Consider the following 16,710-nt stretch of genomic DNA (forward strand, 5'->3'; position numbering starts at 1 on the left):
GCGCCATCATCGGCCAATGGGCAAGCGCGCGCTGAACCACGCCACCGGCTGCATCGACCCCGACCACCACGTGCACGACGCGCGTGGATTCGTGCGCGCGGTCGAGCGCGCCTGCCAGGAACGCGGCCTCCGGCTCACGCCGATCCGTGCCCGGGTGCTGACCCTGGTGGCCGAGGCGGGAAGGCCGGTGAAGGCCTATGACCTGCTCGACCAGGTGCGCGCGGGCAAGGGCGTGGGCGCCGACGCGCCGCCCACGGTGTACCGCGCGCTGGATTTCCTGCTTGCCAACGGCTTCATCCACAAGCTGCAGTCGGTCAACGCGTTCGTCGCCTGCCACCATCCCGACAGCGCGCAGCACTCGGTCCCGTTCCTGATCTGCAACCGCTGCCACGGCGCGGTGGAGCTGGAGGACGCGGACGTGGTCGCCGCCCTCGACGCCCGCGCCCGGGCACTGGGCTTCGTGCCGCAGGCGCAGACGCTGGAAGTGCACGGGCTGTGCGCGGAATGCGCGACGGGCAATGCGCCCGCGCGTGGCGCCGACGACTGACACCGCGGCCGGGCCGCGCGTGCGCTAGAAGAAGAACCGGATCCCCGCGGCCACGCTGCGACCCGGCAGCGGCGCCAGGTCGCGCAGGAAGGAGGTGTGCGGCCGCGCCTCGCGGTCGAGCAGGTTGCTGGCGTCCACGAACAGCTCCATGGCGCTGCCGTCGGCGGTGTCCCGGTGCCAGGCGAGGTTGGCGTTGACCAGCAGGTAACCCGGGCTCGGCGCCTCGTGCGCGGCCACGCGGTGCTGCCGCGCGTGGTGGATCGCGCCGATGCCGGCGCGCCATGCGTCGCTTTCGAAGCGCAGCTCGGCGCCGGTGCGGCGGGGCGCGAGCCGCGGCAGGTTGCCGTCCAGCGCGAGTTCCGCAGTGTGGACGTGGAGGTGGTCGCCGTGCGGCACGGCGAACGACACCGTGCGGGTGCCGTCGCCGTCGAGCCGGCCGCGGACGGCGTCGGCGAAGGTGCGCAGGGTCCAGCTGCCGTGGAGGCCTTCGTGCAGGGCCCACTGCAGGTCGAGCTCGCCGCCGGTGAAGCGCGCGTCGGCCTGGTTCCAGGCGCGCACCGGCGTGCCGCCGTCCTCGACGCCGGTGTCGGCGAGGTAGATGAAGTCGCGGTAGTCGATCGCGTACAGCGAGGCGCCCACGCGTACCCGGCCGTGGTGCCAGTGGACGCCGGCCTCGATCCGGTTCGCGGTTTCGCGGCGCAGGGCCGGATCGCCGAACTCCCAGCTGCGCGTGGCCACGTGCAGGCCGTCGGAGTACAGCTCCTCGGCCGTGGGCGAGCGTTGCGCGCGGTCGAGTCCGAACGACAGGTGCAGGTCGTCGCCGACGTGCCAGCGCGCGGCCGCGGACAGGCTGGTGGCGCCGAAGCTGCGCGAGGGACTGCCCGCCCGGGCGCCGTCGGCATCGACGCGGTTGCGGTCGTGGCGCGCGCCGAGTTCGAGTTCCAGCGCGTCGAAGCGGCGGCTGCCGATCCAGAACAGGCCGATGTCGCGCGAGCGCGAACCCGGCACGAAGGCCTCCTCGCCCTCGGCCTCGAACCTGCGCCGCCAGGCCTGCAGGCCGAAGGCGCCGTCCCAGCCAGCCCAGGGGCGGTGGGCGAGTTCCAGGCGCAGTTCGGTGCTGTCGTTCCGGAACACCGTGCCGACCTCGCGGCCTTCGAACTCGGTGTGGTTGTAGGTGGTGCGGGCCAGCTTCACCCGCAGCGTGTCGAAGGCGCCGGGCCCGTCGAGGCCGGCGCGGACTTCCTGGCGGCGCTGGTCCATCGCGACGTGGGTCGCGTCGTGGTCGCCCGCGGGTCCATGCCCGCCTGCTTCGTGCCCGTCCCCGTGGTCATGGTCGTGGTCGTCGTCGTGACCCTCGCCGGGATGCGCGTGGCCGGGAATGCCGTAGCGGCTGCTGAACAGGCTGGCGCCGGCGCCGATGAAGCCGCGCTCGCCCACCCACGACATTCCCAGCGCGCCGCTGTCGGTGCGCACGAAACTGTTGGGCAGGCGGCCATGGACGTCGTGTTCCCCGTGGTCGTGCGCTTCGGCGCGCAGGCTGGCGCTCTCCGCATGGCCCGGGATGCGGTAGTCGCCGGTCTCGCGATGCAGGGCGTCGAGATGGAAGACCACGCGCCCGGACGCCGAGGTCCCGTCCAGGCGCACCAGCCCGGTCCGCTCGTCGCTGCCGCTGGCGGCGCGCAGCTCGGCGCGGCCCTGGAGCGGTTCGGTCGTCGCGCGTTCGGGGACGCGGCCGTCGACGACGTTCACCGCCCCACCGATCGCGCCGCTGCCGTAGAGCAGGGTGGCCGGCCCCTTGAGCACCTCGACCTGGTCGGCGAGGAAGGGTTCGATCGCCACCGCATGATCGACGCTCACCGTCGACACGTCGCCCGAGGCCAGACCGTCGTTGAGCACCTGCACGCGTGCGCCGTCGAGGCCGCGGATCACGGGGCGGCCCACACCCGGGCCGAAGTACGACGACTGGACGCCGGGCAGGCGGCTCACCGTCTCGCCCAGGCTCACCGCGCGGACCTCGTCCAGCCGGCTCCCGGCCAGGACTTCGACCGGCCGAGCCAGGTCCTCGGCGGTCCGCGGGAGGGGATTGGCCCGCACCACCACCTCGTCCAGGTCCTTGATGTCCCCGTGGCGGGGATCGTCGTGGTCGGCGGAGGCGGATGCGGTGGAAGAGAGCGCGAGCAGGATCGCTGCCGCGAGCGCGCACAGGGCGGGATGGTCGTGCATGGGAGGGGGGATGGCGTGGGGTCCAGTGATGTTATACTATTACGATTCCAGTCGCCCGCCGCTGTCAACCCGTCTTCCGTCATGCCCCACCACCACCGCCATCGATGGCTCGACCGCTTCGGCGCCGCAGGCTCGCTGGCCTGCGCGGCGCACTGCGCGCTGCTGCCGCTGGCGATCGCCGCGCTGCCTTCGCTCGGCCTGGCGATGTGGCTCGGCGACGGGTTGGAGCTGGGCTTCGTGGTGTTCGCTTCGCTGCTGGGTGCGTCCAGCCTGCTCTGGGGCTACCGCCGCCACCGCGCCCTGCGCGCGCTCGGGCTGCTGCTGCCCGGACTGCTGGTACTCTGGGCGGGCGTGCTCTACGCGCCGCTGCACGAGTCGGTGGTCCCGCATGCGGTGGCGATGACGTTCGGCGGGACCCTGGTCGGCCTCGGCCACCTGGTGAACCTGCGCCTGAACCACGGCCACGTCCACGACGCCAGCTGCGCGCACTGAGGGCGGCGGGGCCGCATGCTAGAATCCGCGGCCTCGCGCCAGTGCGCGGCGGCCCCCGGGGCCGTATTTCTTTCTGCCGAATTCCAAGCATCCAGGAGCACGACGATGGGCAAGGGCGACCGCAAGACGGCCAAGGGCAAGCGCTACATCTCCAGTTACGGCAAGGCGCGTCCGAAGGCCGTGGCCAAGGCCAGCGGCAGCGCCGCCGCGCCGGTCGCGAAGGCCGCCAGGGCCCCGGCCAAGGCGCCGGTCCGCAAGGCGGTGAAGAAGGTCGCTGCCAAGGGCGAGTGATCCGGTTCCCGTCGTGACCGGAAAGAGCCCCGCATTGCGGGGCTTTTTCATGCCCGCGGTCCGGTCGGCGGATCGCGGGCGGCGGTCGCCTGCGCGGGCAAGGGGCCGGACGGACGCGCGGATGATGGCGGAGCGGGCGTCGGGCAGGCCGCCTGCATCCGGCGCGGCCCGCGCGCGCTGAACGCAGGCCCCTTCACGGAGCCCCCTGCTGTCCGGATCGATGCCCGTTTCGCGTTGGAGTGGGTACCTGCGAAGCCGTGGAGCCGGACCCATCGCCCCTCAAGTCGAGTTCCTGGATGTCGAGGCGTACGACGGGCTGGCGGATGACTGGGCCTGGCTCGAGGCGAGGTCCGACGGGTCGCCGTTCACCAGCTGGACCTGGGTATCGACCTGGCTGCGCTGCCTGCCGGACGGCGTGCGGCCGGTCGCCTGCCGCGTGCACGACGCCGAGGGCCTGCTTGCGCTGGGCCTGCTGGTCCGGACGCCGGAGCGTTCGCTGCTGCGCCTGTTCGGTGCGCAGTCCCTGTACCTGCTGGAGACGGGCGATCCCGGGATCGACGAGGTCACGCCGGAGTACGTCGGACTGTTGCTGCGCCGCGGCCACGAGCGCGCGGGATACGCGGCCTTCTTCGAGGCGGTGGCCACGCGCTGTCGCAGCTGGCGCCGCATCCAGGTCTCGGCCACCGCGCACGCGGAACTGATCCAGCGCGCGCTGCCGGAGGGGCTGCGCGCCTACTGCATCGCCGAACGGCCTGCCTACCACGTGGACCTCGCGGCGATCCGGGCGTCCGGCCGGGACTACCTGCAGCACCTGTCGAAGAAGGCCCGGGCCAACCTCGCCCAGGTGCGCCGCGCCTACGGCGCGCTCGGACCCCTGCGCGTCGAAGAGGCCGGCGATTCCGGACGCGCGATCGAGTGGCTCGGCGAGTTGCGCATCCTGCACGAGCGGCGCTGGGAGTCGCGCGGCCAACCGGGCTCGTTCGCGAGTCCCTTCTTCCGCGCGTTCCACGAACGCATGCTCCGCGACCATGCCGCCAGCGGCTTCGCCCGACTGCTGCGGGTGACCGCGGGCGACCTCGTGGTCGGCTACCTCTACGCCTTCCACTGGCGAGGCGGCTGCTACTACTACAATTCCGGATTCAACTACGGCGCGCTGCCGCGCTACGACAGTCCCGGCATCGCCGCGGTGCACGCCGTGGTCGAACACGGCCTCGGGCAGGGTTGGGACCTGTTCGAGTTCCTGGCCGGCGACCAGGACTACAAGCGCAGGCTCAGCACCGGCGCGACGCGGATGCACTGGATCGACGTGCGCCGGGCCGGCGTGCGGCTGGCATTGGAGGGTGCGGTGACGCGCCTGCTGGCGCGCCGCTCGCTGGGGACGCCCCTCGCAGAAACCCTCGTGGCCTGAGCGCGCGTCAGCGCGCCGTGGCGCCCGCCTCGACTTCGGCCCAGACCCGCAGCAGGTTGCCGCCGAGGATCTTGCGGATGTCGGCGTCGGAATAGCCGCGCGCCTGCAGGCCCGCCACCAGGTTGGGGAAGTCGGCGACCGAGCGCAGCCCGTCGGCGAGTTCCCCGCCGACGCCGTCGAAGTCCGACCCCAGGCCGACGTGGTCGATGCCCAGCAGGCGCACGCCGTGGTCGATCTGGTCGAGCACCGCCGACAGCGGGGTCCGGGGCGTGGGATGGTCGCGGTCCCAGGCTTCCTCGAACGCCCGCGCGTCTTCCAGCGCCCTGCCTTCCGCCGCGGCGGCGGCGTTGCGCGCGTCAAGCGCGGCGCGGGCGCGGTACTTCGCCTGCAGGTCGCTGGCGGCCTGCGGGTTGACGAATGCGGTTCCGAACGGAACCTGGACCACGCCGCCGCGCGCTGCGATGGCCTTCGCCAGCTCGTCGCTGATGTTGCGCTCGAAGCCCGGGGTGAAGTGGCGGAAGGCCGAATGGCTGGCGATCACCGGCACCCGGCTCAGCGCGATCGCTTCCGCCGCCGCCGCGTCGGAGACGTGGGAGACGTCGACCATGATGCCGAGCCGGTTCATCTCCGCCACGAGCTCGCGTCCGAACGGGCTCAGCCCGTTCCACCTGCGCTCCACGCCGTAGGAGGAATCCGCGACGCGGTTGGCGGCGCTGTGGGCGAGGGTGATGTAGCGGATGCCGCGGTCGAAGAAGACCCGCACCAGGGAGAGGTCGTCGCCGATCGGCGCGGCGTTCTCCATGCCCATGGGCAGCAGCACGCGGCCGCCGGCGCGCAGGCGCTCCACATCGCGCGGCGAGGTGAGGATCGCGAAGCGGTCGGGGTGGCGATGCACCAGCGCCTCGACCGCGTCGATCTGCGCGTGCGCCGACTGGCGCGCCTTGCCCTCGCGGTCCTCGCGCGCCGAGGTGTAGATCGACATGAAGGCGACGTCCAGGCCGCCCTCGCGCGCCCTCGGCCAGTCGAACTCGCGGTCGGGCGCGGCTTCGCCGAGGTCGGCCCAGGCGTGGGCCAGCATGCCCGGCGCGTCGATGTGGGTGTCGACGATCACCGCGTCGCGGGCAAGCGCGCGCGCGCGGGCGAGCGCGTCGTCGTCCGCGTGTACGCCGGACAAGGCGGACGCCAGGACAAGGGCGAGGACGAGGCGGGCGGGCAGGGGCATGGGGGACTCCGGGGTGGACGGGATCACGACAGGCGCTGGCCTGCCGCATGGACGAGGCGGGCCAGCCGGCCGCCGAGCCAGTAGCACAGCTCGGCGGGATGGCCGATGTCCCAGCAGACGAAGTCGGCGCGCTTGCCCACGGCGAGGACGCCGCGGTCGTCCAGGCCCAGCGCCTTCGCCGCGTGCACGGTGGCGCCGCGCAGCGCCTCTTCGGGCGTGAGCGCGAAATGGGTGCAGGCCAGCTGCATCGCCTGGCGCAGCGACAGCAACGGCGAGGTGCCCGGGTTGCAGTCGGTCGCGACCGCCATCGGAACGCCCTGGGCGCGGAATTCCGCGATCGGCGGCAGCCGCGTCTCGCGCAGGACGTGGAAGGCGCCCGGCAGCAGCACCGCCACCGTGCCGGCACCGGCCATCGCCGCGACGCCTGCGGCGGAGGTGTATTCGACGTGGTCCGCGGAAAGCCCGCCGAACTCCGCCACCAGGGCCGCGCCGCCGCCGTCGCTGAGCTGGTCGGCGTGCAGCTTCACGGGCAGGCCCAGCGCGCGCGCGGCCTCGAACACGCGGCGCGCCTGGGCGGTGCTGAACCCGATGCGCTCGGCGAAGGCATCGACCGCGTCGACCAGGCCTTCGCCATGCAGCACCGGCAGCCATTCGCACACCGCGTCGATGTAGGCGTCCGCGCGACCGGCGTATTCGGGCGGCAGGGCGTGGGCTCCGAGGAAGGTGGTGCGCACGTCGACGCCCAGCGACTGGCCGATCCGGCGCGCGACCCGCAGCATCCTGCGCTCCGCGTCCAGGTCCAGGCCGTAGCCGGACTTGATCTCGAGCGTCGTCGCGCCGTCGGCCAGCAGTGCGCGCGCACGCGGCAGCGACTGCGCGAACAACGATTCCTCGTCGGCCTCGCGGGTGGCGCGCACGGTGGAGACGATGCCGCCGCCGCTGCGCGCGATCTCCTCGTAGCTGGCGCCATGCAGGCGTTGCTCGAACTCGGCGGCCCGGTTGCCGCCGAACACCAGGTGGGTATGGCAGTCCACCAGGCCGGGCGTGACCCAGCCGCCGCCGCCGTCCACCACGTGGTCGGCCAGGCGTTCCGGATCCCCGGGCAGGTCGGCGCGCGGTCCGGCGAAGACGATGCGTCCGTCGCGCCAGCCCAGCGCGCCGTCCTCGATCGCGCCCCAGCCCGCGTCGCCCCCGAGCGTGGCCAGTCCGGCCCCGACCAGCACGCCGTCCCAGATCTCAGGCATCGCGCGCTCCCGCATCGCGCGGGCCGGGGAAGCGCGCGCGCGCAGCGGCCGGCGGCATCGTCGATGGCGCTTCGAGCATGGCGGCACCCGATGAAAGGGACATCACGGCAAGGTAGCCTAACCCACTCCCGTCGCCCCCGGTCCGTCGATGCCCGCCTCCGTCCCGCTCCCGATCCAGCGCACCGCCTCGGGCTGGCAACTGCCCGGCATCGCCAACCTGCATTCGCATGCGTTCCAGCGCGCCATGGCCGGGCTGGCCGAGCGCCAGACCGACCCCGCCGACTCGTTCTGGACCTGGCGCGAGACGATGTACCGGATGGCCGCGCGATTCGATCCGGACGCGCTGCACGCGGTCGCCTCGCAGCTGTACGTCGAGATGCTCGAGGCCGGCTATACCTCGGTGTGCGAGTTCCACTACCTGCACCACGCGCCGGACGGCCGTCCCTACGCCACGCCCACGGCGATGTCCGACGCGCTGGTCGCCGCGGCGCGCGACACCGGCATCCGCCTGACCCTGCTGCCGGTGCTCTACATGACCGGCGGTTTCGACGGGCGCCCGCTGGGGGAACGCCAGCGGCGCTTCGGCAACGACGTCGATGGCTACCTGCGGCTGTTCGAGGCGCTGCATGCGCAGTCCGACGAGCTGTTGCGCGTGGGCTGCGCCCTGCACAGCCTGCGCGCGGTCCCGGAGGCCGCGATGCGCGCGGTGCTCGCCGCGCTGCCGCCGGACGTGCCGATCCACATCCACATCGCCGAGCAGGTGGGCGAGGTCCAGGACTGCCTGGCGATGCGCGAGCTGCGGCCGGTCGAATGGCTGGTGCGCAACGTCCGGGTCGACGCGCGCTGGACCCTGGTCCACGCGACCCACCTCAACGACGGCGAAGTGCGCGACATCGCCGGAGCCGGTGCGACCGTGGCGATCTGCCCGACCACGGAGGCGAACCTCGGCGACGGGCTGTTCCGTCTGCGCGAATACCTCGACGCGGGCGGGGCCTGGGGCATCGGCTCGGACTCGCACGTGTCCGTGTCGCCGGTCGAGGAACTGCGCTGGCTGGAATACGGCCAGCGGCTGGCGACGCGCCGGCGCAACATCGCGGTGGCGCCGGATTCGCCGGGCGTGGGCACGACCCTGCTGCGCGGCGTGCTGGCCAGCCGCGCGCAGGCGACCGGCTTCGACCGCCTCGAAGGGGACCTGGTCGTGCTCGACGCGGACGCGCCCGCACTGGCCGCCGCGCATGCCGGCGACGTGGCCGAACGCTGGATCTTCGCCGGCAATGTGCCGATGGTGCGCGACGTGCACGTGGCCGGCCGGCAGGTGGTCGCGGACGGCCGGCATCCGCGGCGCGGCGAAATCGCGGCGCGCTACGCGGCGACGGTGCAGGCGCTGTTGCGGGACTGAGGGGCGGCGCGGCGATGCGCGCCTGACCTGGATCAATGCGGCACCCACGGCCGGCGGGCGACCCTTCCGCCGTCGCGGGCAAGTGGAGGTGGGTGCATGAAGGTGGATGTCGCGATCGTCGGCGCGGGGCCCGCCGGGCTCTGCTTCGCCCGCTCGCTGGCGGGCAGCGGGCTGTCGGTGGCGGTGGTCGAGCGGCAGCCGCCCGAAGCGATCGCCGGACCCGCCTTCGACGGCCGCGAGATCGCCCTGACCCATGCCTCGCGCGCGATCCTCGAGCGGCTCGGCCTGTGGCAGCGCTTCGATCCGGACGAGGTGTCGGTGCTGCGCGATGCGCGGGTGAGCAACGGCGAGGCCGCCGCCGGGCTGGACGTCAGCGCGGCCGACGGACGCAGTGGCCAGCTCGGCTGGCTGGTGCCCAACCACCTGATCCGCCGCGCTGCATACGACCTGGTCGCGACGCAGCCGGACGTGCAGCTGCTGGCTGGGCGGGGCGTGGCCGGCGTTTCACGCCAGTCCGGCGGGATGGGGCTGGCGCTCGAGGACGGCGGCACCGTGCAGGCGCGCCTGCTGGTCGCGGCCGACAGCCGCTTCTCGCAGGTGCGGCGGATGCTGGGGATCGGCGCGCGCTCGCGCGACCACGGCCGGCAGATGCTGGTCGCCCGGGTCGCGATCGAACGGCCGCACCGGCACGTGGCCTGGGAGTGGTTCGGCTACGGACAGACGCTCGCGCTGCTACCGCTCAACGGCGACCGCGCCTCGGTGGTGCTCACGCTTCCGCCCGCCGACATGGCGCGGATCGTGGCGATGGACGACGCGGCGTTCGGCGCGGAGATGGAGCGGCGCTTCCGCGGCGAGGTCGGCGCGATCCGGGCGCAGGGGACGCGCCACGTGTATCCGCTGGTGTCGGTATTCGCCGACCGCTTCTGCGTACCCGGTGCGGCGCTGGTGGGCGACGCCGCGGTCGGCATGCATCCGGTCACCGCGCACGGCTTCAACCTCGGCCTGCAGGGCCAGGCGACGCTGGCCGAGGTCGTCCTGGAGGCCCATCGCAGGGGCGCGGACATCGGCGCCGCCGAGGTCCTGGCGCGCTACGACCGCCGCCACCGCGCCGCGGCCTGGCCGATGTACGCCGGCACGCGCCTGGTCGTGCGGGTGTTCACCGACGACCGCATGCCCGTGCGCGGCCTGCGCGCGGCGATCCTGGGTACCGTCAACCGGCTGCCGCCGCTGCGCCGGGCGATCGCGGGTCGGCTGACCCAGGCGGCGTAGGCGGCCCGGCCCGGAGGCCGGTCAGGCGACCGCCATCGGGAACAGGTCGAACGCCTCCGGCAGCGCGCCTTCGAGCTTGAGCAGGTACTGTTTGGCCGGCAGACCACCACCGAAGCCGGTGAGCGAGCCGTCGGCCCCGATCACGCGATGGCAGGGCAGCACGATCGGCAGCGGGTTGCGGCCGTTGGCGGCGCCGACCGCGCGCACCGCGGCGGGGCGTCCGACCCGCGAGGCCAGCTCGGCGTAACTGATCGTCGCGCCGTACGGAATCGTGGCCAGCGCGTTCCACACGGCGCACTGGAACGCTGTGCCCCGTGGCGCGAGCGGCAGCTCGAAGACGCGCCTGCGTCCGGCGAAATACTCCTCCAGCTGCCGGCGCGCGCGCCGCAGCAGCGGGCTGTCGCCTTCGCGCCAGTCGTCGCCGCGGCGCACGGGATGGCGGTTGCGCTGGAACTCGATCGCGCGCAGGGCGGTGTCGTCGGCGGCGATGGACAGCGGGCCGACCGGGCTGTCGATGATGGTGGTGAGGACGTTCACGCGGCTTTCCTCCTGTGGCGGGCTACGCGCCGCGGCTGCGGCTGCGCGGGGGCGAGGCCTGCTTCGCGCCAGGCGTGGATGACGGCGTAGGCGCGCCACGGCCGCCACGCCCCCGAGCGCCGTTCCAGCGCGGCCGCGCGCGCGGCGGGCGATGCAGGCACGTCGTCGCCGGCGGGCAGCTGGCGTTGCAGCACCAGGTCGCCGGCGGGGAACGCGTCGGGGTGGCCGAGCGCGCGCATGGCGATGTAGTGCGCGGTCCAGGGACCGATGCCGGGCAGCGAGGTCCAGGTCCCGACGAAGTCCTCCAGCGTGCGGGCCGCGCTGAAATCGACCTGGCCGTCGAGCAGCGCGCGCGCGATCGCGCGGATGGTGCGGGCGCGTGCGTCCGGCACGCCGAGGCCGGACAGGTCGGCGCCGGCGATCTGCGCTGGTCCCGGGAACAGGCATTCCAGGCCCGACGCCGCGAGCGCCGGCGGCAACGCGGTGCCGTGCAGGCGGGCCAGGCGCGCGGCGAGGGTGCGTGCGGCGGGGACGCTCACCTGCTGCCCGAGTACGGCGCGCACCGCGGTCTCGAATCCGTCCCAGCCGCCGGGCAGGCGCAGGCCCGGGCGCCGGCGCAGCAGCGGACGCAGCGCGGCGTCGCGCGAGAGCACGGCGGCGATCGCCTGCGGATCGGCGTCGAGGTCGAACATGCGGCGCACCCGCTCCACCGTCGCCAGCATCCGCGACGGGGCGCAGCCGTGCAGCTCGAGCTTCAGCGCATGCTCGTCCCCGTCCGCGCCACGCGACCAGCGGCTGACGCGGAACCAGCCGGTTTCGCCGGCGTCGGCGAAGGCGCGCGCGTAGCTGTCGTCGTCGACGCGTTCGACGCCCGGCAGCGCGCGCTGGCGCAGGAAGTCGAGGCTGGCGGCGAAGTCGTACGGTGGCCGGTAGGCCAGGCGCAGGGTGACCGCCTCGCCGTCGCCCGCCTCCGGCCGCCGCCGCAGTTCGCGCGGCGCCATCCCGTAGGCTTCGCGGAAACAGGCGTTGAAGCGGCGCAGGCTGCCGAAGCCGGCGGCCATCGCCACCTGCGTGACCGGCAGCGTGGTCTGGGTGAGCAGCTGGCGCGCGAACAGCAGGCGGCGGGTGCCGTGCACCCCGATCGGCGGTGCGCCGAGGCGTTCGCTGAACAGGCGGCGCAGCTGGCGTTCGCCCACGTGCACGCGCGCCGCCAGCGCCGACAGCGGCGCGTCGGACAGGAAGCCCTCGTCGATCAGCCGCAGCGCACGCGCCAGGGTGCCGTCGCCGCGACGCCAGCTGCCGTCCGCCGGCGAGAGCTCGGGGCGGCAACGCAGGCACGGCCGGAACCCGGCGGCCTCGGCCGCCGCGGCGCTGGCGAAATAGCGCACGTTGCGCGACTTCGCCGGCGGCGCCGGGCAGGTGGGCCGGCAGTAGATCCCGGTGGTCGCGACCGCGGTGAAGAACAGCCCGTCGAACCGCGCGTCGCGGCTCAGGCGCGCCTGTTCGCAGATCGGCGGATCGGGGAGCGCGGGGGTCGACATGGGAGCCAGTCTAGCGCCGGGGGTGGCGCCGGACTGGCCGTTTCCGGACATCAATGCGCGGGCGTGCCGGTGCCGTCCGCCACCTCTCCTGGCTCGCGCAGCGCCGGCAGCAGGGCGCGGGGATCGCCGTCGTCGCCGACCGGCTGCAGGCCGAGCAGGCGCGCCAGCAGCGGATACACGTCGACGTTGTCGATGGGCGGCAGCGCGACCCCGCGCCTGAACGAAGGACCGCCGGCGACGAACACCGCGCGCATCGACGGATCCGCCGGATCGTAGCCATGCGAACCGCGGGTCCCTGGCGGCCGCCGCGCGATATGCTCGCGTGGCAGCGCGTCCCAGCCCGGATCCATCTGGCACACGATCGGCGGGACCCGCGGATGGCGGCCGTAGTGCCAGCGTGCGGGCAATTCGTGCCTGCGCCAGCACTGCCAGTGCGCGTGACGGCCGAGCAGCCGGCGTTCGGCATCCGCTTCGCGGCCGGCCTGCGGCCGGAACCCCAGCACCTGGCCGGCGCTGACCAGCACCGCATCGGCCGGGTCGACCATGTCCTCGATCGCGACCACCTGTCCCGCGGGGACCTCGGCCATCCCGTGGTCGGACACGATCACGATGTCGGTGCGCGCCGCCGCGCCGCTGCGTCCGAGTTCGTCGAGCAGCCGGCCGATCGCCGCATCCACCTCGCGCATCGCCGCGCGCAGCTGCGGCGAACCCGGTCCATGCGCGTGCGCCGCGCCGTCGGGGTGCTCGAAGTACAGCAGCGCCAGGCGCGGGCGCGTGTCCTCCGGTTCCGACAGCCAGCCGGCGACGGTGCGGATGCGCTCGTCGATGGGCCGGGTCTCGTCGAACAGGAACCACCGGTCCGGGCGCACGCCCTGCACCGCGGCCTCGCTCCCGGGCCACGCGAGCGCCGCGGTGCGCAGTCCGGCGCGCTCGGCGGTCACCCACAGCGGCTCGCCGCCCCACCAGCGGCCGTCGCCGACCGCGTCGCGCATCTTCAGCGTGAACCGCCCGAGGTCCGGGTCGGACATGGTGTTGTGGACGATGCCGTGGCGGTCCGGCCGCAGCCCGGTGACGATCGTGTAGTGGTTGGGGAAGGTGAGCGCCGGATAGGACGGGCTCATCCAGCGTGCATGCACGCCTTCGCGCGCAAGCCGGTCGATGTTCGGCGTGTCCCCGCGTGCCAGGTCGTCGGGATGTACGCCATCGAGCGACACCAGCAGCAGGCTGCGTGGCCCGGTGGCGGCGTCGTCGGGGGCGGGAGCGTGGGGAAGGGGGTGGGCGCAGGCCGCCAGCCACAGCAGCCACGCCGCCACCGACAGGCGCCAGGCGGTTCTCATCCCGCCATGATAAGGCGTGCGCACGCGATCGCCCCGCGCCGCCTGGCGGGTCGAAGACGCTGACAGGGCTCTGAACCAAGCGACCGCGCTGCTTGATTCGGCGCCGGGCGGGCGTATGTTGGGTCGTTGGCCAGTGTTGGCCGATCCGTGCCGAGGTACCCCCATGACCATCTCCCCGCGCCACTACGCCAACCGCGTCCTGCTCGCCGGCCTCGCCGCCGGGCTGTTGTCGCTCGCCCTGCCGGCGGTCGCGCTCGCCCAGGACGAGGAACCGGAGGAGGAGGGCAGGGCCGCCGTCCGCAAGAGCGACCCGCAGGACCGCTTCTGCATCCGCGAGACCGGTTCGCGCATCGTCGCCACCCGCAACCGCAACCGCAGCGACGAGCAGGAGTGCGTCAGCGCCTCGGGGCGCGTCTATACCCGCAAGGACATCGAAGAGAGCGGGTCGGCGGACCTGCGCGACGCGCTGCGCCGGCTGGATCCCTCGATCCGCTGATCCCGGCGTCGCCGCGCACCGCGCGTCAGCGTCGCGGTGCGCGGAGGAGCGGCAGGCTCGCCGCCAGCAGCGCCGACAGTGCGAGGCAGGCGAGGCCGAAGGCATCGCCCCACAGCCGGTAGGGCGCGCGGGTGTCGCGCAGCGGCACTTCGGCCACCAGTGAAACCGGTCCCTGCGTCCCGACGGCCGAGGCCTCGGCGATGATCCGTCCGCGGTCGTCGCTGACCGGAGCCGGCCCACCAGGCGGCGGCCGCGAGCACGGTGCACGCGGCCGCGACGAGGGCGGTGCGCGGGTCAGGCCTTGAGTCCATCGAGCAGTCTCCCCAGCGAAGCCTTGTAGAACGCCTGGAAGCGGCGGTCGTCGTAGCTGAAGCGCCCGGCGCGGTAGAGCGCGACCAGGCCGTGCGAATGCGCCCAGAGCGTCATCGCGATGTCCCACGGGTCCCCGTCGCGCAGCACGCCGCGCGCCTGCGCGTCGACCACCGCGTCGTGGACCACGTTGAGCGTGGGCGAACGGCGGGCGCGGAAATCCTCGGGAAAGCGGCGGGCGTCGTCGCGGCGCACCGAGAACGCGTAGTCGAACAGGTGCGGATGCGCCAGCGCGTAGTCGAGGTAGATCATCTGGATCGCCACCAGCTGCGCCAGCGGATCGCCGCCCGACTTGCGCGCGGCCCAGTGGCGGGCGATCTCCTGGAAACTGTCGTCGCCGATGCGCTTGAGCAGCGCGTCGCGGCTGGGAAAGTGGCGGTAGATCGCCATCGGGGTGATCCCGGCCGCCTCGGCCACGCGCCGCATGGTGACCGCCCCGGGCCCTTCGCGTTCGAGCAGGGCGCGCGCGGCGGCGAGGATGCGCCGGGCGGTGGGCGGGCGGCTCATGTATACCCTGTATACGACGGCCGGGTTCCGGGTGCAATCGCGCCCCGTGTCGGCCGGTTTCCCCCTGCCGGGGCAGGGTGCGCGGCTGGCGGGGCCCGCGCCGCCGGCGCACACTTTCCGGCTGCATTCGCACGTTTTCCCGGAGTTGCCATGACCAGCCCCCGCCATGACCCGTCCCGTGAGGTCCGCGCGCCGCGCGGCACCGCCCTGCACTGCCGCAGCTGGCTCACCGAGGCCGCGTACCGGATGCTGCAGAACAACCTCGATCCGGACGTAGCCGAGCGCCCGCAGGACCTGGTGGTGTACGGCGGCATCGGCCGCGCCGCGCGCGACTGGGCCTGCTTCGACGCCATCCTCGACGCCCTGCGCACGCTCGGCGACGACGAGACCCTGCTGGTGCAGTCGGGCAAGCCGGTGGGCGTGTTCCCGACCCATCCCGACGCGCCGCGGGTGCTGATCGCCAATTCCAACCTGGTGCCGGCCTGGGCCAACTGGGAACACTTCAACGAGCTCGACCGCAAGGGCCTGATGATGTACGGCCAGATGACCGCGGGCTCGTGGATCTACATCGGCTCGCAGGGCATCGTGCAGGGCACCTACGAGACCTTCGTCGAGATGGGCCGCCAGCACTACGGCGGCAACCTGCGCGGCCGGTGGATCCTGACCGCGGGCCTGGGTGGCATGGGCGGCGCGCAGCCGCTGGCGGCCTCGCTCGCCGGCGCCTGTTCGCTGACCATCGAATGCCGCCAGGAGGCGATCGACTTCCGCCTGCGCACGCACTACGTCGACGAGCAGGCCAGCGACCTGGACGACGCGCTGGCGCGCATCCGCCGCTACACCGTGGCGGGCGAGGCGAAGTCGGTGGCGCTGCTGGGCAACGCGGCCGAGATCCTGCCCGAACTGGTGCGCCGCGGCGTGCGCCCGGACTGCGTGACCGACCAGACCAGCGCCCACGACCCGGTCCACGGCTACCTGCCGATCGGCTGGACCGTGGGGCAGTGGCTGGACCTGCAGAAGACCGACCCGGCGCGCGTGGGCGACGCGGCGCGCAAGTCGATGCGCGTGCACGTCGAGGCGATGCTCGCCTTCCACGCCCAGGGCATCCCGACCGTGGACTACGGCAACAACATCCGCCAGATGGCCAAGGACGAAGGCTGCGCCAACGCCTTCGACTTCCCCGGTTTCGTGCCGGCCTACGTGCGGCCGCTGTTCTGCCGCGGCGTCGGCCCGTTCCGCTGGGTGGCGCTGAGCGGCGACCCGGAGGACATCCATCGCACCGATGCCAAGGTCAAGGAGCTGATCCCCGACGACCCGCACCTGCACAACTGGCTGGACATGGCGCGCGAGCGGATCAGCTTCCAGGGCCTGCCGGCGCGCATCTGCTGGGTCGGCCTGGGCCAGCGCCACCGCCTCGGCCTTGCATTCAACGAGATGGTGCGCAAGGGCGAACTGAAGGCGCCCATCGTGATCGGCCGCGACCACCTGGATTCGGGCAGCGTGGCCAGTCCCAACCGCGAAACCGAGGCGATGCGCGACGGCAGCGACGCGGTGTCCGACTGGCCGCTGCTCAACGCCATGCTCAACGTCGCCGGCGGCGCCACGTGGGTGAGCCTGCACCATGGCGGCGGCGTGGGCATGGGTTACTCGCAGCACGCCGGGGTGGTGATCGTCTGCGACGGAAGCGAGGCGGCCGACCGCCGCATCGCCCGCGTGCTGTGGAACGACCCGGGCAGCGGGGTGATGCGCCATGCCGACGCCGGTTACGACATCGCCGTGCAGTGCGCGAAGGAGCAGGGGCTGAAGCTGCCGATGCTGGGCTGAGCACGCG

16 protein-coding genes are annotated in these 16,710 nt (G+C 73.5%); 8 read left to right on the forward strand and 8 right to left on the reverse strand.

What is annotated here, in order from left to right:
- Positions 1–16: 16 nt before the first annotated feature.
- Positions 17–547, forward strand: coding sequence for a transcriptional repressor (locus LUTJ29_RS16870; protein ID WP_051322873.1), 531 nt, complete (start codon positions 17–19; stop codon positions 545–547).
- A gap of 24 nt (positions 548–571) precedes the next feature.
- On the opposite strand, the gene LUTJ29_RS0108940 is transcribed toward LUTJ29_RS16870, so the two are convergent.
- The gene (locus LUTJ29_RS0108940) at positions 572–2,770 is read right to left on the reverse strand and encodes a TonB-dependent receptor (protein ID WP_027072225.1); all 2,199 of its coding nucleotides are present in this window, start codon (positions 2,768–2,770) and stop codon (positions 572–574) included.
- An 81-nt stretch (positions 2,771–2,851) separates the two neighbouring features.
- Between LUTJ29_RS0108940 and LUTJ29_RS0108945 the strand changes: the two genes are divergently transcribed.
- The 3 genes from LUTJ29_RS0108945 (at position 2,852) to LUTJ29_RS0108955 (ending at position 4,961) form a co-directional block, all read left to right on the forward strand.
- Positions 2,852–3,262 carry a MerC domain-containing protein gene (locus LUTJ29_RS0108945; protein WP_027072226.1) on the forward strand — a complete coding sequence of 137 codons (411 nt, stop codon included), beginning with the start codon at positions 2,852–2,854 and terminating at the stop codon, positions 3,260–3,262.
- Between the two features lie 105 nt (positions 3,263–3,367).
- Positions 3,368–3,553 (forward strand): 30S ribosomal protein THX, encoded by a 186-nt coding sequence (locus LUTJ29_RS0108950; protein ID WP_027072227.1) that lies wholly within the window; start codon positions 3,368–3,370, stop codon positions 3,551–3,553.
- Between the two features lie 220 nt (positions 3,554–3,773).
- Entirely contained in the window at positions 3,774–4,961 is a 1,188-nt protein-coding gene (locus tag LUTJ29_RS0108955; protein WP_084524806.1) for a GNAT family N-acetyltransferase, read from the forward strand.
- Between the two features lie 7 nt (positions 4,962–4,968).
- On the opposite strand, the gene LUTJ29_RS0108960 is transcribed toward LUTJ29_RS0108955, so the two are convergent.
- Both LUTJ29_RS0108960 and hutI read right to left on the reverse strand, forming a co-directional pair.
- Entirely contained in the window at positions 4,969–6,183 is a 1,215-nt protein-coding gene (locus LUTJ29_RS0108960; RefSeq protein ID WP_027072229.1) for a dipeptidase, read from the reverse strand.
- Between the two features lie 23 nt (positions 6,184–6,206).
- Positions 6,207–7,427 (reverse strand): imidazolonepropionase, encoded by a 1,221-nt coding sequence (gene hutI, locus LUTJ29_RS0108965; protein ID WP_027072230.1) that lies wholly within the window; start codon positions 7,425–7,427, stop codon positions 6,207–6,209.
- 148 nt (positions 7,428–7,575) lie between these two features.
- On the opposite strand from hutI, the gene LUTJ29_RS16875 reads away from it, so the two are divergent.
- Together LUTJ29_RS16875 and ubiM are read left to right on the forward strand one after the other, a co-directional pair.
- Positions 7,576–8,826, forward strand: a complete 1,251-nt coding sequence (locus LUTJ29_RS16875) for a formimidoylglutamate deiminase (protein ID WP_051322874.1) — start codon at positions 7,576–7,578, stop codon at positions 8,824–8,826.
- 96 nt (positions 8,827–8,922) lie between these two features.
- On the forward strand, positions 8,923–10,095 hold the full coding sequence (gene ubiM, locus LUTJ29_RS0108975) for a 5-demethoxyubiquinol-8 5-hydroxylase UbiM (RefSeq protein WP_027072231.1): 1,173 nt from the start codon (positions 8,923–8,925) through the stop codon (positions 10,093–10,095).
- A 21-nt stretch (positions 10,096–10,116) separates the two neighbouring features.
- On the opposite strand, the gene LUTJ29_RS0108980 is transcribed toward ubiM, so the two are convergent.
- From LUTJ29_RS0108980 to LUTJ29_RS16880, 3 genes are read right to left on the reverse strand one after another with little or no spacing between them, the layout of a single operon-like run.
- Positions 10,117–10,632, reverse strand: coding sequence for a methylated-DNA--[protein]-cysteine S-methyltransferase (locus tag LUTJ29_RS0108980; RefSeq protein ID WP_027072232.1), 516 nt, complete (start codon positions 10,630–10,632; stop codon positions 10,117–10,119).
- On the reverse strand, positions 10,629–12,173 hold the full coding sequence (locus LUTJ29_RS0108985) for an AlkA N-terminal domain-containing protein (RefSeq protein WP_027072233.1): 1,545 nt from the start codon (positions 12,171–12,173) through the stop codon (positions 10,629–10,631). The genes LUTJ29_RS0108980 and LUTJ29_RS0108985 overlap by 4 nt, the downstream gene beginning before the upstream one ends.
- Before the next feature lie 50 nt (positions 12,174–12,223).
- Positions 12,224–13,510 carry an ectonucleotide pyrophosphatase/phosphodiesterase gene (locus tag LUTJ29_RS16880; protein WP_051322875.1) on the reverse strand — a complete coding sequence of 429 codons (1,287 nt, stop codon included), beginning with the start codon at positions 13,508–13,510 and terminating at the stop codon, positions 12,224–12,226.
- Positions 13,511–13,673: 163 nt separating this feature from the next.
- Between LUTJ29_RS16880 and LUTJ29_RS16885 the strand changes: the two genes are divergently transcribed.
- The gene (locus LUTJ29_RS16885; protein ID WP_043741001.1) at positions 13,674–14,006 is read left to right on the forward strand and encodes a hypothetical protein; all 333 of its coding nucleotides are present in this window, start codon (positions 13,674–13,676) and stop codon (positions 14,004–14,006) included.
- A 25-nt stretch (positions 14,007–14,031) separates the two neighbouring features.
- Here the strand turns inward: LUTJ29_RS16885 and LUTJ29_RS19115 are convergent, their stop codons facing one another.
- Positions 14,032–14,163: a hypothetical protein gene (locus LUTJ29_RS19115; protein ID WP_255327208.1), complete on the reverse strand. Its 132-nt coding sequence runs from the start codon at positions 14,161–14,163 to the stop codon at positions 14,032–14,034.
- A 137-nt stretch (positions 14,164–14,300) separates the two neighbouring features.
- Complete coding sequence (locus tag LUTJ29_RS0109005) at positions 14,301–14,882, reverse strand: TetR/AcrR family transcriptional regulator (protein ID WP_027072234.1); 582 nt, start codon at positions 14,880–14,882, stop codon at positions 14,301–14,303.
- Positions 14,883–15,032: 150 nt separating this feature from the next.
- On the opposite strand from LUTJ29_RS0109005, the gene hutU reads away from it, so the two are divergent.
- Positions 15,033–16,703 (forward strand): urocanate hydratase, encoded by a 1,671-nt coding sequence (gene hutU / locus LUTJ29_RS0109015; RefSeq protein WP_027072236.1) that lies wholly within the window; start codon positions 15,033–15,035, stop codon positions 16,701–16,703.
- Positions 16,704–16,710: the final 7 nt, after the last annotated feature.

This window comes from Luteimonas sp. J29 (assembly GCF_000472505.1).
Classification (GTDB): Bacteria; Pseudomonadota; Gammaproteobacteria; order Xanthomonadales; family Xanthomonadaceae; genus Luteimonas.

Bases quoted from the DNA above. Each gene is read 5' to 3' on its own strand.
- LUTJ29_RS0108960 (WP_027072229.1), bottom strand. From the start codon at position 6,183: ATGCCCCTGCCCGCCCGCCTCGTCCTCGCCCTTGTCCTGGCGTCCGCC.
- LUTJ29_RS16870 (WP_051322873.1), top strand. From the start codon at position 17: ATGGGCAAGCGCGCGCTGAACCACGCCACCGGCTGCATCGACCCCGAC.
- hutU (WP_027072236.1), top strand. From the start codon at position 15,033: ATGACCAGCCCCCGCCATGACCCGTCCCGTGAGGTCCGCGCGCCGCGC.
- LUTJ29_RS16875 (WP_051322874.1), top strand. From the start codon at position 7,576: ATGCCCGCCTCCGTCCCGCTCCCGATCCAGCGCACCGCCTCGGGCTGG.
- LUTJ29_RS0108985 (WP_027072233.1), bottom strand. From the start codon at position 12,173: ATGTCGACCCCCGCGCTCCCCGATCCGCCGATCTGCGAACAGGCGCGC.
- LUTJ29_RS16880 (WP_051322875.1), bottom strand. From the start codon at position 13,510: ATGAGAACCGCCTGGCGCCTGTCGGTGGCGGCGTGGCTGCTGTGGCTG.
- LUTJ29_RS16885 (WP_043741001.1), top strand. From the start codon at position 13,674: ATGACCATCTCCCCGCGCCACTACGCCAACCGCGTCCTGCTCGCCGGC.
- LUTJ29_RS0108940 (WP_027072225.1), bottom strand. From the start codon at position 2,770: ATGCACGACCATCCCGCCCTGTGCGCGCTCGCGGCAGCGATCCTGCTC.
- LUTJ29_RS0108955 (WP_084524806.1), top strand. From the start codon at position 3,774: ATGCCCGTTTCGCGTTGGAGTGGGTACCTGCGAAGCCGTGGAGCCGGA.
- LUTJ29_RS0108950 (WP_027072227.1), top strand. From the start codon at position 3,368: ATGGGCAAGGGCGACCGCAAGACGGCCAAGGGCAAGCGCTACATCTCC.
- ubiM (WP_027072231.1), top strand. From the start codon at position 8,923: ATGAAGGTGGATGTCGCGATCGTCGGCGCGGGGCCCGCCGGGCTCTGC.
- hutI (WP_027072230.1), bottom strand. From the start codon at position 7,427: ATGCCTGAGATCTGGGACGGCGTGCTGGTCGGGGCCGGACTGGCCACG.
- LUTJ29_RS0109005 (WP_027072234.1), bottom strand. From the start codon at position 14,882: ATGAGCCGCCCGCCCACCGCCCGGCGCATCCTCGCCGCCGCGCGCGCC.
- LUTJ29_RS0108945 (WP_027072226.1), top strand. From the start codon at position 2,852: ATGCCCCACCACCACCGCCATCGATGGCTCGACCGCTTCGGCGCCGCA.